The organism is Candidatus Saccharibacteria bacterium oral taxon 488, assembly GCA_013099195.1.
Taxonomy (GTDB): domain Bacteria; phylum Patescibacteriota; class Saccharimonadia; order Saccharimonadales; family Saccharimonadaceae; genus Nanosynbacter.
Map to the genome: position 1 here is coordinate 405,842 of CP039999.1, position 16,143 is coordinate 421,984.

Here is a 16,143-nt window from a genome sequence, read left to right on the forward strand (position 1 = left end):
ATAAGCGGCGGTCTATACTGTAAATAAGATGAGAATTTTGATGCTAGGGTGGGAGCTTCCTCCGCACAATTGTGGCGGCCTCGGTGTGGCGTGTTACCAGATGTCAAAGGCGCTGGCAGCGCATGGTATTGCTATTGATTTTGTTGTGCCCTACACGGCCGAGCATCCGAATATTACCCATATGAACATTCATGCGGCCTCGCCGCTGCCGCCGGGCTATCATGATCTTGGGGCGTACGATCATGGTGTCACGCCAGATACTGAGGATAGCGATGAGCACGGGCTTGAACCGATGCGTCGGCTGCAGCGTCGCTATGGTAAGTTCGTCAGGCGGCTCGCTCAGTCACGTCCACCAGATGCCATTCATGCTCACGACTGGCTGACGATGGAGGCTGGCGTGATCGCCAAGGAGGTGTCGGGCGCGCCACTGATCGTTCATGTGCACGCCACTGAGTTTGATCGTTCGGGCGAACATTCGGGTAATCCCTTGGTGCATGAGATTGAGCAGCAGGGGCTGATGATGGCTGATCGAATTATCGCGGTTAGCCGTATTACCAAGGATATGATTGTCAAGAATTATCACATTCCACCGGATAAAATTGAGGTAGTATATAATGCGATTGACCTGGCTGATCTACCGCCACATGAGTACGACGTAGCGACATATAAATACCTCGAGGATCTCAAGACTGATGGCTATACCATCGTTGGTGCGTTGACGCGGCTGACGGTACAGAAAGGGCTGACCTACTTTGTGCGGGCGGTAGCCAGAGCGCTAGAGCGCTACGACAAGATCGCATTTTTGCTATCGGGCGATGGCGAGCAGCGGGATGAATTGGTGGCCTTAGCCGCGCGGCTGGGTGTGAGCGACCGAGTAATTTTTACCGGCTTTGTTCGTGGCAAGCAGTGGCGCGATGCCTATTACCTGATCGATATATTTATCATGAGTTCGGTGTCAGAACCGTTTGGGCTGACGGCGCTAGAGGCAGCGCATCACGATACGGCGCTACTCATCAGTAAGCAATCGGGTGTTGGCGAGGTGCTCCATAACATCATGCGGTTTGACTATTGGGATGTTGATAAGCTGGCAGATGAGATCGTCAATATTGCGCGCTCGCCAGGCTTGCAATCGGCGTTAAAGCGTAATGTCAAGGATGAATACGCTCGGCTGTCGTGGCGGGATGCTGCGGAGCGGTGCGTCGCGCTATATCAAGCGTCGGCCGAAAGGAGGTGGGCATGAGTCGAGGCATCACCCTCTATCTCCACGTACATCAGCCATGGCGGGTGCGACGATACAGTATTTTTGACGTGGCGGCGCGGCATGATTATTTCGAGACGAATGATCCAGCCCAAAACAACGAGCTGATTTTTTACAAAGTCGCCGAGAAGTCGTATCTACGGATGAATGCCCTGTTGGAGGAACTACTCAGGCGGCATCATGATTTCAAGTTGTCGCTAAGCATCAGCGGTGTGTTCCTCGAGCAAGCGGAGCGCTTTAATCCAGTGGTGATTGAGAGCTTTAAGCGGCTGGTCGCCACCGGCAAGGTTGAATTGGTATCAAGCCCGTATTACCACAGCCTGGCGTTCTTTTATTCGCGGCCAGAGTTTGAGGAACAAATTCGTCGCCATCAGCAGAAGCTACGTCAGCTGTTTGGCGTCGAGACTAGGGTGCTCGCGAATACTGAGCTGGCGTATAACAACGACCTTGCTAAGTGGGCGGAGGTGGCTGGCTTTAGCGGTGTGTTGGCCGAAGGTTGGGACGAGGTGCTGGATTGGCGCAGTCCGAATTATGTGTATCGGCCGGTTGGCACGGACAAGATTGGGCTGCTGCTCAAGAATTATCGCCTGAGCGACGATATTGCCTTTCGGTTTAGCAATCGGTCGTGGGCGGGCTGGCCACTGACAGCGGAAAAATATCGGACGTGGCTGATGGAGGCGACGGCCGAGGCACCGCTGGTTAATTTGTTCATGGATTATGAAACCTTTGGCGAGCATCAGTGGTCGGATAGCGGTATTTTTAGCTTTTTTGATCAGTTTGTTAGCTCGTGGCTCGAGGCTAGTGGTAATACGTTCTATACGGTGTCAGAAGCGTTGGCGGCGCATCAGCCGGTTGGCGAGATTAGTATGCCAGAGACGGTGACCTGGGCGGATAGTGAGCGCGATTTAACGGCGTGGAACGGCAACGATTTACAGAAAGAGGCGCTGCGGTATCTGTACGAGCTGGAGGCTGATGTACTGAGGAGTGGTGACGAGCAGCTGATCGCTGACTGGCGGCGACTGCAGTCGTCTGATCATTTCTACTATATGTGTACCAAGTGGTTTACTGACGGCGACGTCCACGCCTATTTCAGTCCGTATGATTCGCCGTACGAGGCCTTCCTCTATTATGTTAACGCAATTCGCGATGTGCGCTGGCGGCTGAGCGCGCATCGGTACGAGAGGTTTTGATGGCGGTGCTACTAGCAAATGGCACGTTGGCGATTAGGCTCGATCAGTTTGGCCGAGTGAGTTCGCTGTCGTTCCCGCACGTTGGCCGCGAAGTTCAGAATCGTCACGCCGCGCATCGGATCGGCGTGTGGGTGGACGGCGAGTTTTCGTGGATTGATGATGGTGCGTGGCGGCTGACGATGCGGCTGCCGCAGGGAGCGCTGGTGGCGCACACGGTGCTCAAGCATGAGCGGCTGGGGTTGGTGCTGGAGTGCGATGATTTTGTTGATAGCAAGGTCAATGTGTTCGGCCGCAATATTCACGTGGTCAATCTGCGAACTGAGACGCGCCAGGTGCGGTTGTTTTTGCATCAGGCGTTCCGGCTGCACGATGATGGTCAAGCGATTGACAGTGCGCAGTATGTCGAGGCCTCACGGGCACTACTACATTATCGTGGGCGGCGGGTGTTTGCCGCTGGCCTACGGACGTTTGATGGGCGTGATTTTGATCGGTGGACGGTCGGGCGATTTGGTGATGGGCTGGATGGAGCGTGGCGTGATGCGGAGGATGGCGAACTGGCGGGCTGTCCGCATGAATATGGCATGACTGACTCGGTGCTGGGCTGCTCGCTGCGGCTGGCGGCGCTAGCGTCGGATCGCTGCACTTACTGGCTCGCGGCCGGGACGTCGATCAAGGAAGCGCTGGGGCTGCACGAAAAGACGCGTAGTGTCGGCCTGGTGCGGGGCTTGGCACGAACAACGGATTTTTGGCACAAGTGGCTGAGTCCCGGTTTTCGCGCGGCCCAGAAATTACCGCTACCACACCGTAAGGCCTTTATTAATTCCCTGTTGACACTGCGAGCCCACGTGGATGAGCACGGGCTGATACTGACTGATGGTTCAGCCGGCAATTGTCGTCTGCACGACGCAGCGTTCGCGCTGTGGCCATTAATCCGGCTGGGGTATGGCAATGAGGCAGCGATGTTTTTCGAAGCTTGTCAGCGGATATTTGAGACCGATGGTTACTTTGCACCGGCGTATTATACGGATGGTGAGCCGGTGGCGACTGATACTGCGTGGCGTCAAGACCGGCCGCCAATGCGCTTGAGGGACGCGGCGGCGGTACTATTTATCTTCTGTCAATTTGCCACGTCGCGAGTTGGCGCGGAGCGCTCGCGGCAGCTATATCAGTCGGTGGCCGCCAAGGTAGCGACATTCTTGACGGATAATTGGGATAATCCAGCGGCAGACGACGACGCGGCGTTCGTTTGGCGGTTATCACGCGCGGCGCTGGAACAGGCGAGTGAACTCGCGCAGCAACATGACGACCCGGCCAATGCGGTGCAGTGGCGAACCTGCGCTGATGATATTAACACGCAGCTGGCGGGGCATGATGCTGACGAGATGACGATGGATGCGGTATACGCTGCCTATATGTTTGGCGTTGAGGGTGAGGCTGAGCGGACGGGGCAACTGGTCAATGAGGCGACACAAACATTAGCGGTGGTTGACGGTCTGTTCAAGCGACGGGCGGATGATCCAGATAGTAGCGTGGTCGCTAGTTTGTGGCTGGCGCAATATTATATCGAGACGGGAGAGCTGGCGCGAGCAGAGCGAATCGTTGACTTGATCCGTGAGCGGCGCATTATGAAAACTGGCGTGGTGAATGAGCACAGCGCGTCGTCGGTGGTAGCTTCGGCTGAATATGTCAATACGCTGCTTGATATGATCGTGGCCCAGCGCTGAGGTCGGCGCATGAGAATTAAACCGGCCTACTGATTTGGTCGTTTGCCTACAACCAAAAACCGCCCCTGTCTGAGGAGCGGTTTTGATCTGATGTCATTAGCCTTTACGCGGCTTGACCTCGTTGCGACCAAGGTTTTTCTTGGTCTCAGTGTAGGTTGCGTGCTGGCGGGCCACTGGGTCGTATTTTCGGAGCGTCAACTTGCCCTGCCCTTTAGTGGTACGGTTTTGGGTATTGACCGTGGTGTAGTACGTGCGGTGACCGCTCAAATTACTGACCAAACCAATCAACTTTCGCTTCGTATTCTTCTTTGCCATCTCTTTACTCGTTACGTTTATTTACAATCTTGACCGATTATAGCACAGATAATTAGAAAACGCTAGGGGCGCTGACAAGGAAAATTGCTCTTGCCCCCGGGCTAATACCAGCGCACCATCTCATCAAGTGGCCGGCGGCTGCGCAGGTGCGGCTGGTCGCTACGACTGGCGTACCCGAGCGCGAGCATGAGAACCGGCAGATCTTTGGCTGGGTCGATGAGCTGGTGAGTTGTCAGTACCTCTGTCGCTTGATTAATCGAAAATCCCTCAATCGGACACGAGTCAATCCCCCGCTCCGCTGCCACCAGCATGGCAAAGCCGAGGGCGATGTACGCCTGGTGCGCCGACCACTGGTGCAGCCCGTCAGGCGCGTCCATCAGCTTGAAATCTTTCTTGGCCCACTGCTTCCAGAATGTTTTATAGGCGGTGCGCTCGACCAGATTCATTTTTTTCACATCACGGAGTATGTGATCGATGTGGTCGCTAAGCGCGTCGGCCGTCTTGGCGGTAAAAATCAGGAAATGGCTGGCATCAAAGCGCGGCTTGTTAATCGGTGCGCATTTTTTCAGATCCTGACGCAGCTGCTGATCTTGGGCGACGATGACGTCGAACTGCTCAAAACCGTACGAAGTTGGCGCCAGGCGAATTGCCTCAAGGATCAGCGTCATGTCCGCATCGGTGATCTTTTTATCGGCGTCAAATTTCTTGCAGGCGTGGCGAAAGTCCAGCGCCTTGGTAATTTCTGCTATCGAAATGGTTGGTTTACTGGTCATTGACTGCTCCTTTTGGTAGTATATTATTAGTTGCTGCTCGGGCGTGAAGCGTCGTGATTCGCGCATTTTTTGGTAGGCTTTGTTGCGCGTCCAGGTGTCGATATGTTCGCTTTCTAATTCCGCCAATGTCAGCTCAAAGAAGTGCACCGCTGCCGTCGCGTACAGCCAGGCTAGCGCCATTTTGACGTAATAGCCGTCGTGTTTGACTCCTCGCAGCGCCGCGAAAACTTGATCGGTGTGTGCTTCGTCCAGGAAATTAGTCATCAAAGAAATCACGCCGTAGCGCACCGTGAACTCGGCTTCGCTCTGTAGGCACTCCAGCGCAAAATCCCACCACATTTCACCAGCAAAGCGCCGCTTTTTCTCGACAAATACATCAATATGCGCCCACGAATCAACGCGCGGCAAATAGTTTCGAGTCAGTTCAATCGCCGTCTGATCATCAAGTCGAGCGTGCGTGATCAGCAGTCCGCACAGCAGTACATACTCAAATGATTCGTTCTTGGCCGTGAGTAATTTGCTAATGTCTGCTGCACTCATATCAGGTGCTAACTTCCGCGCCAGCCGCCGCAAATCCGGTACGCGCACGCCGATAACTGGCATCTCGGTATTGACGATGCGCCGATTAAACTCAGCGTACGCCTCGTTGCCCTGGGCGAGCATTTCGAGTTGGCGCGTGAGGTTGTGAAGCATATGTTTATTATAACCTATAAGTAGCGCATTGCTAACGCTGCTTCCACTGTTTCGGCGAAACCTGGCATTAGCTTCATCTTGGGAATTTCTTTGAGATTAAACCAGGCGGCAGATTTATTTTCCCAATTAAGTCGCGGCATAACGGTACTTACTAGTTCAACGAGGACGGCAACAACATGCCACTTACGATCTAGTTGCTGGTCAATCTGTACAAATGGCCGGCTGAGCTTCATATGGATAATATGTTGCTTTGAAATGCCGATCTCTTCGGCTAGTTCACCATACGCGATGTCTTCGATACTGAGGTCGGGATTGTCGATAAAACCGGATATGCCATTAACCAGCCCCGGATAGGCGATAACTTCACTGCTACGTTTGGTCAGTAAGATTTGATCGTCTGAGACAACAACACAGTTTAACACAAAACACACACGTTCATCAGTATAGTTAACTCGTCCATCTTCGAAGCGTGGATAATTAGCCGTAAGGTCGCGAACGTGTTGCATGTAGGCGGCGGACGATTGCTTATCCATGTTTAGTATAAATAATCTAAAATCAAAATGGAGCCACGATCGGGGCTTGAACCCGAGACCTCATCCTTACCATGGATGCGCTCTACCAACTGAGCTATCGCGGCACATCGCTACGCCCAAAAGCGGCGCAGCAACATTCGTATTGTAGCATACTCGGTGTGCCCATGCAAAGGTGGTGATGAGTTGAGATTATTTCTCTGACTTGGTCTGCTCTGGTGTGTCAGCGGCTTTTGGTGCGGCTGTTTTGGTATGTTCTTTATGGGCTGCTACGCTGGTGCCCTTGTCTGAGTCAAATTCGGATTCAATTTCACTCAGCACATAGCCCATAGCAACGACCAGAGCGATGGCAACAACTCCGCTCGCAACATCGTAGTAATGAGTGAAGAAGCTGAGAATAAAGGTGACAACGGTGGCAAGGAACGTAACAACAATGCCAGCGGTAGTAAAGAGCCAGCCTCGGGTTTGCTTGCGTCGTAGCGGTGAGACGGCCAGTCCAAAGAGGACAATTTCGGTGATGGCAAAGATCAGCGTGATGATCTGTTGCAAGCGGATGATGGCGATATTTGGTACAAAAATAGAAACGCCAAAGAACGAGATGTGATCAGCTTGTGATAGTAATGACAGGGCTGAACTTAGCGACAAGGCAGCCACCACTGCCAGCAGTGCGGCGACAATCCAAAGGTTATCGGCGACCGCTTGGCGTGACTGCTTGGGCATGCGCGGTAATGGTTTATAGAGTGCTTTGAGTGTTTTAGCAAATGGAAATCGTTTCATGATTTGATAATAGCATGTCGGGCGGCTGTGAGCAACTCAGTGCGAGGCGCGGGTGGATTTTGTGGTGCGCGCTTGGGTTGGTTTGGCTGGCCGTGGCAGGCGCGGCGCAATGATGGCGTCCAACACCGTCCAGGCGACGCTATTGACCAAGAAGACCACGCCGACGATACCGGCGATTGAGGCGGCCAGATGTGCGGCTGAATTACTGATCAGGATTAGCCCGCCGCCGACCGTTAAGCTGATGATGGCTAGGGCAACGTAGGCCTGCTGTAACTTGAGGCGCTGATTTTTCTGCTCGTTCCAGGTGATCAGCCCTCGCTTGATAAGCTCTAACATGCTCGAAATTATAGCATTGTTTATGAGTAAAGTCAACGTTACCTATAGTCGCTAGTTAGTCACTAGGCAAAACCTATTTCCATCGGGGTCTTGCATAACTACCCAGCGCCAGTTGCCTTCTGACTTTTCTTCTACGAGCTTTCCACCAAGGTCGATTATTTGTTGAATAGCCTCGTCAATATCATCGACAACAATATCGATATGCATCCCGAGAGATTCTTGATTGGGAACCTGTTGGATACTAATTGTTACCCCATCCTCATTATTAGTCGATGGTAGATCAATGTATGGCGGTGAGACATCACCCAGCTCTCTGCCGGTTACGGCGCTCCAGAACTTTGCCGATTTTTCACTATCTGTTGCATTTATAATAACGTATCCAAGCGCACCAATGGGTGCTGTTTTCTTCTCGGGTATTGTTCTTCCCTTCTCCATAGTTTTTATTATAACAAAATACCCATGTTGCTCAGGTACAATTCAATTTAAAAAGAGCGTCGGCTAACGCTCTCTGTGACATAACTAATATGGTGCCGGAAGTAGGACTCGAACCTACGAAGCCTTACGGCGGGAGATTTACAGTCTCCTGTGATTGCCACTACACGATTCCGGCATGAAGCTTGCTGCATCGCGGCGCCCGCATGTTCTTACACGCTTGGTGCGAGGGCGATGCAAATGGAGCCGATTCAGGGATTCGAACCCAGGACCTGCTGTTTACAAAACAGCTGCTCTAACCAGCTGAGCTAAATCGGCATCTTGAATGATTGTAGCAAGTTTTGTCACCCAAGACAAGGTCTACATGATCACTTTTCGTGATTGTTGCCGCGGCTGGCGTGCCTGCTGAGGATGAGCTGGGTGTGGCGAACGGCGCGGGACGGCGGCTGACTTGTCGGGCGTGAGCATGGCCGTGGCGCGCTCGCGAAGCTTGGCGGCCAGTTCGGGCTGCTTGGCGCTGTCGTAGGCTTGGGCAAGCGTATTCAATGTGTGCGGCGTCGGTTCAAGCTCGGCGGCCTTTTCTAGCGCCGCCAGCATCTTCTTCGTATTACCTAATTTCTCCTGGACCTTGGCGTAAGCGATGTGCCGGGCGGCATGACTGGCCTCCATATCAAGCGCCTGCTCAAACGCCAGCGCCGCCTTGACATAATCTTGAGTCTCGTAGTAAATGAGGCCGACATTGTGCAGGCTCGAGGCGCTCGGCTCGAGGCTCTGGGCGATTTCAAAGCACTCGATGGCGTCCTTGTAGGCACGCTGCTTGGCATACAAAATCCCCAGGCGATTGTAGGCCGTGGCGTTCTTTTCATCGACGCGCAGGATGGTTAGGAGTGCTTTCTCGGCACGCAGATATTTGTTTTCACGCAGCGACTCTTGAGCGATAGCCCAGAGCTTGTCAAGTTTCTCTGACAATTTAACTGGTAAGTTTTGTGCTTCGCCGACTGACGGCTGATACCAAACTGCCCACACCATAACCAGCAGGATAACTAATAATCCAGACATATGCATCTATTATACCACAATATTGATCAGCGCCAGCCGTACGTTGCCATTGTGCCTTAGCCGGGTTTCGGCGGTGATGATCCGATCAAGGAGGGACTGGTGTGTGGGACTCGGCTGAGTCTTCATCTGAAACGCCACCATGGTGAGGAGGATGTCGATCAGCTGGAGGGCTTTGGTGCGGTCGGTGAAATAGGATGGCAGCGTGCGTAGTGCTTCGTATGAGCCCGGTGTAGAGAGGATGCATTTGGCGTCAGTGGCGATAGCTTGATATTCTGACAGTAGTTTCGGTGTGCGTGCTAGTTGGCGGATGAGGAGTGGCCGGCCGGCGGCCAGGAACAGGATTTGGCGCCGCTCGCTGGCAGTGAGAGAGGTAGCATCAAGCAGCGTCTCGTCCTGTGCTGACGAGGTACGGTGCAGGGTCAGTACCTGACAGCGCGAATGAATGGTGGCCAGGAGCTGCTGTTCGTTCTCGGTCACCAGCAAAAAATGCGTGTTGGCGTTCGGCTCCTCTAGGGATTTGAGAAGCGCATTCTGGGCCGCCTCGCTCATGTGGTCGGCTGGATTGATAATGATGACGCGGCGGGTGGTGGCGTGCGTGCGCAGCATAGCGATCATGGTGCGGACTTGCTCAGTCGTAATCGTGGTTTTTGCCTCCAGCGGCTGCAGCCGAATCATCTCTGATGGCGTGAGGCCCGCCAGATATTCGGCGGCGCCTATGCCGTCCAGTCCACGCTCGGCGGTGATGATCACCGCCTGTGGTAGCCGCTCGGCGAGTTGGCGCAGTGGAGCGTGGTCGCGATGCGCCACCACTGGTGTGCGCGGCGGGCGGGTGTTAGTCATGAGTGGCCTCGCCGGGCTCGTTCGGGGTTGCGGCAACTCTCGGGAATAATTGTTGAAACTCCTCCGGAACGGCCGCCTCAAAGGTTTTTCGTTCGCCCGATGGCAACGTGATTTCTAATTTGTGGGCGTGAAGCATCAGACGTCTGGCGTTTGGCTTGCCGTAGACACGGTCGCCGAGAATTGGTGTGGCTAGGTGCGCCATATGAACGCGCAGCTGGTGGGTGCGGCCGGTGGTGGGCTTAAGTTCAATTAGCGCCTGGTTGTCAGTCGCCATCAGTACGCGGTAGGTCGTTTGGGCGGGCTTGCCGTTCGGGTCGATGCGGAAGGTGCTGGGCGCGGACGGGTTGCGGCCAATCGGCAGGTCAATCTTCGCGGCGGCTAGTTTCGGCACGCCGTCGGTCACTGCTAGGTAGGTTTTTTTGGCGGTACGCTGGGCAAATTGCCGTTGTAAGTGGGTCGCGGCGTCATCGGTTTTAGCGATGATCAGTACGCCCGAAGTGTCGCGGTCGAGCCGATGGACGATGCCCGGCCGGTCGGTGTCCGAGGCGAATGAGGTTTTAGGACGAATAATCTCCGCTACCGTCGGCTCGGTCGACAGTCCACCTTTGGCGTGTGTCAGGAGACCACTGGGTTTGTTCACCACCATCACGTCATCATCTTCGTACAACACTGGCAGCTCTGCACTGGTCTGCTCCTGCTCTGGCAGCTTGACGGCAATTTCATCAGTCTCGTCAACCTCAAACTTCGGCGCCGTCACCACTCGCTGATTGACCGAAACATGCCCGGCTTTGATGTATTTTTGCCAGAGACTGCGCGAAATTGACGGGTCAAATGCCGTGGACAAGTGGATGTCCAGGCGCTGCTTGGTCGGCATGATGTGGAGCATGATGACGAACTTGCCTTGAAATGGCGTTTCGATGCAGCTTGGGTCAAGCGGGTTTGGCAAAATCTCAGCGTTAGCTGGCTTGTCAGGCCACAATTCGTCAATTGATTCTTCATCGACGATCGAGCCGTAGAGCACGGCGAAGTGCTGCTTGTTCAGGATAAATTCCGCCACGATGTGCGATTCATCTGTCTGGACCTTCAGATGGCGCAAGGCTTTGACGGGCGTGCTGTCGTCCGCCAGTTGGTATAATCTGGCGATCTTGAGGACGGTGCGCGGCGAAATTTTCACGCGGCGTGTCCTCGGGTATTTGAACAGTCAGGAATGTGCGACGCTTGATTTGGCGGCGTTTCTAGCTCGGCGAAAAAAATTGCCTTCATTACGCTATCTCCGTAGCCCCACAGCCGTTTGGACGCGGTGCAGGGTTGCATTAGCGACGATGTTCATGTCGCGCTCGCTGGACTCTAGTTTGTCCTCAATTGCCCGCTCGTCAACTGCCGCCAGACGCGCCTGGAAATTCGCCAAGAATTCCGCGACTTCATCAGCCACGATTCGCTTGAAATCGCCGTAGCGTTCCATGCCCGCGTATTCGCTAATGGTCTGTTCCAAGCTGACGTCTCGTCCAGCGTCCTGGCGCACCAGCGTCAAAATCTCCAGCAGATTGGAAATTCCCGGTTGGTTGTCGCGGTCGTACTGCACTGTGCCCCGTGAGTCGGTGGTGGCGCTCATGATTTTTTTGTGCGCTGCCTCTGGCTCGTCGCCGAGGAAGATGACACCCTTGCCGCTGTCGTCGGATTTGCTCATTTTTTTGGTCGGGTTCATCAGATCTTTAATCCTCAGACCTTGGTCGTTGCCGAAGAATTGGTGCTGCTCGGCGACTGGTTTGGGCACGACAAACAGATCGCCAAATTTGCGGTTCATGCGCTCGGCGATGTCGCGGGTGAATTCCAGGTGCTGCGTCTGGTCGTCGCCGACTGGCACGTAAGTGGCGCCGTAGAGCAAGATGTCGGCGGCCATCAGGACTGGGTAGTTGAAGAGGCCGACGGAAATCTGGTCGCCGTGAAGCTTGTCAGACTTATCCTTAAACTGCGTCATTCGGCTCATTTCGCCAAACCCGGTGAAGCAGTCCAAAATCCACGCCAGCTCGCTGTGGGCTGAGACGCGGCTTTGGCGGTACAAATGAATCGCCTCGTTATCTAGCGGCAACCCTGCGGCCGTGTAAATCCGGGCGTTGCTGAGGATGCTGTCGTACAACTTGCTGTGGTCAATCGGCGTGGTGAAGCTGTGCAGATCCGGGATGAACAGATTGATATCATAATCGGCCGAGCGGCGCTTCGCCATATCAACAATCGGCAAGATAGCGCCAAAATAATTGCCAATGTGAATATCGTTGTTGGCGCGTACGCCAGTGAGGATGACGGGTTTGGATGGTTTCATTGTATTCATTATAACACTCCTTTGGTTTTGAAATTATTTATCTGCTGACTGTGCCCGGTCTAGGATGTTCGACAGTTCGCTAATAAGTTCACGCAGTTGAGGATTGCGCAATATTGCCCGGCGGGTGGCTGGCGTCCAAATGAGCGTGCGGGAACGTAAGGTTTCTGCCAGCGTTTCGCCCGACGGCGTCAGCAAGCCTTCTTTATCCAATTGAAACAATTCAGGCAGCAGCGCGTCGCAAAGCAGTGCCAATGGGGCTTGCGACCGGGCAATGATTCGGTCGTGCTCATCGACTGGCACAGAAATTGGGTTAAATCCTAATTGCTGCAAATGGCTGGCTGCCGCCTCGGCGTTTGGCTGATCGCTGGCGACAACCGCGCGCTGGGCGCTATTCATTAGCAAATGGACGACGGCAGCTTTCTGGCCAAGCTGATCGTTAAATCGGCGGCTGGTGTCCATAACGCTATCGTGTAAAATTATCAGCCCCCTCACGGGCGGTACGGTAAAATTTTCCAGGGGCGCGCACACGTGGATAATTTCGCAATCAGATAATTCTTCTGTGTTGGTGTGGCGGTCGGCTATGTCAAATTCGCGAACTAGAAAGCCGTACTTCTTAGCGCGCTGTACCAATTGCGAACCCAAATCGCCTAGCGAACCGATAACGCCTATAGTTTGTTTTGCTGCTGTCATACGGCCTCCTTTGATTTTACGGGGATGATTATATTGTTAAGTATACGCTATTTGGCGTCGCTATACAGATTCATTGATACGATAGTCTGGGCTTGGACCCGATCTCAATTATAGATCATTTTCTTAATCTTTTTGTGCGACTTGTAGATTTTGACGGATACTCGCCCGCAAAGTGCTGCCTGATTAGTCCGGACAAGCGCTCAGCGTATGTATCCGTTATTTCGTGCCCTTGCATGGTCATCGAGCGATGGGCGATATTCTTATGCTCTTTGGCTAGTTTCTTCAAATTCCGTTCGACGATCAGTGGGTCGAGTTTGCCCGACAGAATAGTGATTGGCAGTTTCAATTGTGATATATCAGTCATCGTGGTTTGATTGATTATTGCAGTATTTAGAGCGGTCAGGAAGGATTTAGCAGTAATTTTATCAGCCTTAAATCCCGCGTCGGGCCATATATTATGTCGGTCAGCGAACTGCAACAGGCGCTTTGAGCTCCTCGGATGCTTGTTGATAAGGCTATATAGGGCCCGTAATATTTTTTCTGGATGATGGATTTTCTCATCAATCTTAGGGTGATATATTGGTGGGCTGCATAGGATTAGCGACTGAGCTAATTTTGGATATTTTTTAGCGAGTTCTACAGCTGCCAACGAACCCATAGAGTGGCCAATGACGATGTCAAGATGAGTGATTGATTCGTGACGTAGCGTAGCGGCGATGCTGGTGGCCTGGTCGTGGGCGTTGTATGATTTCCAGTCGGGTTTTGGTGAATTGCCAAATCCTAGCATGTCGATGGCGATAACTTGCGTATCTTTAGGCAGATATTGCTCCAGTGGCTTCCAGGTGCGCCAAGAGGTGCCCAGCCCATGGATAAGTAGAATAGTAGATTTTGGGTTATCTGGGCGACAAAAATAATGCACATTCAGGGTGTACGGGACGCGCAGCCAGCGGTGGATGAGTCGGTCGAACATAGTCTTAGTATACTATGAAAACACTCCGCCTGCACATGAGACGGAGTATTTTCGAGAATCATTTTCTCCTCTGTTTTAACGCTTGGAGAATTGTTCGCGCTTGCGGGCGGAACGCAGACCGTATTTCTTGCGCTCTTTCTCGCGTGGGTCGCGCTTGAGCAGCTCAGCCTTCTTCAAGACTGGGCGCAGATCAGCGTGAGCAGCCGTCAATGCTTTAGCGATGCCAAGCTTGATGGCGTCAACTTGACCAGCGAGACCGCCACCTTTAACCAAGATGGTAACGTCGTATTCCTTTTGCTTGCTGACGATAGCTAGTGGGTCGGTTACTTCTGCGAGCAAGGTTTTATTGCCATCCAAGTACTCAGCGGCTGCTTTGCCGTTGATGGTGATGGTACCCTTGCCAGGAAGCAAGCGAACACTTGCTGAAGCGCTTTTGCGTCGTCCCAAGCCGTAGAAATAGGTATCAGTAGCCATATTACTTTACCTCAACTTTCTCTGGGGTTTGTGCTGTGTGAGCATGTTCGCTGCCGGCAAATACACGCAGACGCTTGAGGCGTTCTGCTTGCAATTTGTTCTTTGGCAACATGCCCTTGACAGCTGCTTCAATAATTCGTTCTGGGTGGCGTTCACGCATTTCTTTGAACTGCGTTTCTTTGATGCCGCCCGGGAAACCACTGTGACGGTAGTAATGCTTGTCGGTTTCCTTGTAGCCCGTAACGATGGTGTTTGCAGCGTTGATAACCACGACGTAGTCACCACCATCAACGTGCGGTGTGTAGGTTGGCTTGTATTTGCCAGTCAAGTGCTTGGCGATTTCAGTTGCCAAACGACCGAGTGGCAATTCGCTCGCGTCAAACAATACCCAGCGGCGAGAAACTTCAGATGGTTTTTGTGAATAAGTCTTCATCTTATTTCTCCTCCTTCTGCTGCCTTGGTTTGATGTCGTCGACAAACTCGATGATTGCCATTTGTGCGCCGTCGCCAACACGTAGGCGGGTGCGCTCAACGCGAACGTGTCCGCTGGTGCGGCCGCCGAGTTGCGGGGCAATTTCATCAACCAGTTTGTAAGCAGCAGCGCGGGTGCTGAGTGCTGCGATCACCTGGCGGCGGCTGGCTAGATCGCCCTTCTTCGCCTTGGTGATGATTTTTTCAATGTGGCGCTTCAGCTCTTTGGCTTTCGGCAAGGTGGTCTCGATTTTGCCGTGCTCAACCAGGCTGGTTGCCAGGCCTCTCAGCAAGGCTCGCCGTTGATCACGCTCACGGCCGAACTTGCGCCCTTGATATCCGTGTCTATGCATAGTTAAAACTCCAACTCCGCCATCTTGTCGCGTACTTCATCCAGCGCCTTTGAACCAAAGCCTTTCAATTCTCGCAAATCTTGCTCGGTCAAAGTCACCAGGTCGCGAATGGTGCGGATTTCATTGTTAATCAGCGCATTCGTGGTGCGGGCGCTTAGGTTTAATTCTTCGATTGACATGTCAAGTTCAGAATCATCTGCCTCGTCGTTACCCAGCGCTGGTGCACCAGCCACCACAGTCGAACCTGCCAGCGCGCTATATTGACTGACGAGGATAGCCGCTGCTTCCTCAAAGGCTTCGCGCGGTGTCATCGTGCCGTCGGTCTCCACCGTCAGCGCCAGCTTTTCGAGGTTGGTCTCGTCGCCAACGCGTGTCGAGTCAACCTTATAGCGAACGCGCAGTACTGGCGTGAAGATAGCATCGAGCGCAATCATGTCGGAATGCAACCGATTAGTACTCGACTCTTCAATCGTCTGGTAACCACGGCCAGCTTCTGCCACCAAGTCCATGATGACGGTCTTATTCGGATCATCGATGGTAGCGATGATGTGGTCTGGGTTAACAACTTCTACTTCGCTGTTTGCCTGGATGTCGCCAGCGGTGATAACACCACCAGTTTTTTCCAGACGCAGCTCAACTGGCTCGTCAGTGTGAACGCGGAGTCGCACACCCTTTAGGTTCAGCATGATGTCAACGACATCTTCTTTGACGCCCTCGACGGTGGTGAACTCGTGTGTCGCACCCTCGATGCGGAAAGCGACGATCGCGCCACCACGGATGCTTGATAGCAAGACACGGCGCATTGAGTTACCCAGCGTATTGCCATAGCCGGCGTGCATCGGCTCGATCAGAAAGGTTGCACTGGTCGCGGAAATATCATCAACGCTCGCGAGTGCTGGATTGTAAATTGCTTTTGCCATAATTCTTCCCTAACCCTT

The 16,143-nt window shown here is 53.3% G+C and carries 19 protein-coding genes and 3 tRNA genes; 3 read left to right on the forward strand and 19 right to left on the reverse strand.

What is annotated here, in order from left to right; genetic code table 11:
• Positions 1-28: 28 nt before the first annotated feature.
• From FBF28_02085 to FBF28_02095, 3 genes are read left to right on the forward strand one after another with little or no spacing between them, the layout of a single operon-like run.
• Complete coding sequence (locus FBF28_02085; GenBank protein ID QJU08350.1) at positions 29-1,240, forward strand: glycosyltransferase family 4 protein; 1,212 nt, start codon at positions 29-31, stop codon at positions 1,238-1,240.
• The gene (locus FBF28_02090) at positions 1,231-2,448 is read left to right on the forward strand and encodes an alpha-amylase (protein ID QJU08351.1); all 1,218 of its coding nucleotides are present in this window, start codon (positions 1,231-1,233) and stop codon (positions 2,446-2,448) included. Before FBF28_02085 ends, FBF28_02090 begins: the two co-directional genes overlap by 10 nt.
• On the forward strand, positions 2,448-4,172 hold the full coding sequence (locus tag FBF28_02095) for a hypothetical protein (protein QJU08352.1): 1,725 nt from the start codon (positions 2,448-2,450) through the stop codon (positions 4,170-4,172). Before FBF28_02090 ends, FBF28_02095 begins: the two co-directional genes overlap by 1 nt.
• Positions 4,173-4,268: 96 nt before the next feature.
• Here the strand turns inward: FBF28_02095 and rpmG are convergent, their stop codons facing one another.
• The 19 genes from rpmG to FBF28_02190 all read right to left on the reverse strand — a co-directional run bounded on the left by rpmG (position 4,269) and on the right by FBF28_02190 (position 16,125).
• Positions 4,269-4,487: a 50S ribosomal protein L33 gene (gene rpmG, locus FBF28_02100; GenBank protein ID QJU08353.1), complete on the reverse strand. Its 219-nt coding sequence runs from the start codon at positions 4,485-4,487 to the stop codon at positions 4,269-4,271.
• 101 nt (positions 4,488-4,588) lie between these two features.
• Positions 4,589-5,953: a hypothetical protein gene (locus FBF28_02105; protein QJU08354.1), complete on the reverse strand. Its 1,365-nt coding sequence runs from the start codon at positions 5,951-5,953 to the stop codon at positions 4,589-4,591.
• Between the two features lie 14 nt (positions 5,954-5,967).
• Positions 5,968-6,486, reverse strand: coding sequence for an NUDIX domain-containing protein (locus FBF28_02110; protein QJU08355.1), 519 nt, complete (start codon positions 6,484-6,486; stop codon positions 5,968-5,970).
• A gap of 28 nt (positions 6,487-6,514) precedes the next feature.
• Positions 6,515-6,590, reverse strand: a tRNA-Thr gene (locus FBF28_02115).
• 85 nt (positions 6,591-6,675) lie between these two features.
• Positions 6,676-7,260, reverse strand: a complete 585-nt coding sequence (locus FBF28_02120; protein ID QJU08356.1) for a hypothetical protein — start codon at positions 7,258-7,260, stop codon at positions 6,676-6,678.
• A 36-nt stretch (positions 7,261-7,296) separates the two neighbouring features.
• The gene (locus FBF28_02125; GenBank protein QJU08357.1) at positions 7,297-7,596 is read right to left on the reverse strand and encodes a hypothetical protein; all 300 of its coding nucleotides are present in this window, start codon (positions 7,594-7,596) and stop codon (positions 7,297-7,299) included.
• Positions 7,597-7,647: 51 nt separating this feature from the next.
• On the reverse strand, positions 7,648-8,031 hold the full coding sequence (locus FBF28_02130) for a hypothetical protein (GenBank protein ID QJU08358.1): 384 nt from the start codon (positions 8,029-8,031) through the stop codon (positions 7,648-7,650).
• Between the two features lie 90 nt (positions 8,032-8,121).
• Positions 8,122-8,206, reverse strand: a tRNA-Tyr gene (locus FBF28_02135).
• Between the two features lie 63 nt (positions 8,207-8,269).
• Positions 8,270-8,346 (reverse strand) — tRNA-Thr (locus FBF28_02140).
• A gap of 42 nt (positions 8,347-8,388) precedes the next feature.
• The gene (locus FBF28_02145) at positions 8,389-9,093 is read right to left on the reverse strand and encodes a tetratricopeptide repeat protein (protein QJU08359.1); all 705 of its coding nucleotides are present in this window, start codon (positions 9,091-9,093) and stop codon (positions 8,389-8,391) included.
• Positions 9,094-9,096: 3 nt separating this feature from the next.
• A complete protein-coding gene (locus FBF28_02150) occupies positions 9,097-9,927 on the reverse strand; it encodes a hypothetical protein (protein ID QJU08360.1) in 831 nt (276 codons plus the stop codon).
• Positions 9,920-11,101, reverse strand: a complete 1,182-nt coding sequence (locus FBF28_02155) for an RluA family pseudouridine synthase (GenBank protein ID QJU08361.1) — start codon at positions 11,099-11,101, stop codon at positions 9,920-9,922. The genes FBF28_02150 and FBF28_02155 overlap by 8 nt, the downstream gene beginning before the upstream one ends.
• 93 nt (positions 11,102-11,194) lie before the next feature.
• Positions 11,195-12,256, reverse strand: coding sequence for a tryptophan--tRNA ligase (gene trpS, locus FBF28_02160; protein ID QJU08362.1), 1,062 nt, complete (start codon positions 12,254-12,256; stop codon positions 11,195-11,197).
• Between the two features lie 24 nt (positions 12,257-12,280).
• Complete coding sequence (locus FBF28_02165) at positions 12,281-12,937, reverse strand: hypothetical protein (GenBank protein QJU08363.1); 657 nt, start codon at positions 12,935-12,937, stop codon at positions 12,281-12,283.
• Positions 12,938-13,052: 115 nt separating this feature from the next.
• Positions 13,053-13,907: an alpha/beta hydrolase gene (locus FBF28_02170; GenBank protein QJU08364.1), complete on the reverse strand. Its 855-nt coding sequence runs from the start codon at positions 13,905-13,907 to the stop codon at positions 13,053-13,055.
• A 75-nt stretch (positions 13,908-13,982) separates the two neighbouring features.
• Entirely contained in the window at positions 13,983-14,381 is a 399-nt protein-coding gene (gene rpsI, locus FBF28_02175) for a 30S ribosomal protein S9 (protein QJU08365.1), read from the reverse strand.
• A 1-nt stretch (position 14,382) separates the two neighbouring features.
• Entirely contained in the window at positions 14,383-14,814 is a 432-nt protein-coding gene (gene rplM / locus FBF28_02180) for a 50S ribosomal protein L13 (GenBank protein QJU08366.1), read from the reverse strand.
• A gap of 1 nt (position 14,815) precedes the next feature.
• Positions 14,816-15,205, reverse strand: coding sequence for a 50S ribosomal protein L17 (locus FBF28_02185; GenBank protein QJU08367.1), 390 nt, complete (start codon positions 15,203-15,205; stop codon positions 14,816-14,818).
• 2 nt (positions 15,206-15,207) lie between these two features.
• Positions 15,208-16,125 (reverse strand): DNA-directed RNA polymerase subunit alpha, encoded by a 918-nt coding sequence (locus tag FBF28_02190; protein ID QJU08368.1) that lies wholly within the window; start codon positions 16,123-16,125, stop codon positions 15,208-15,210.
• Positions 16,126-16,143: the final 18 nt, after the last annotated feature.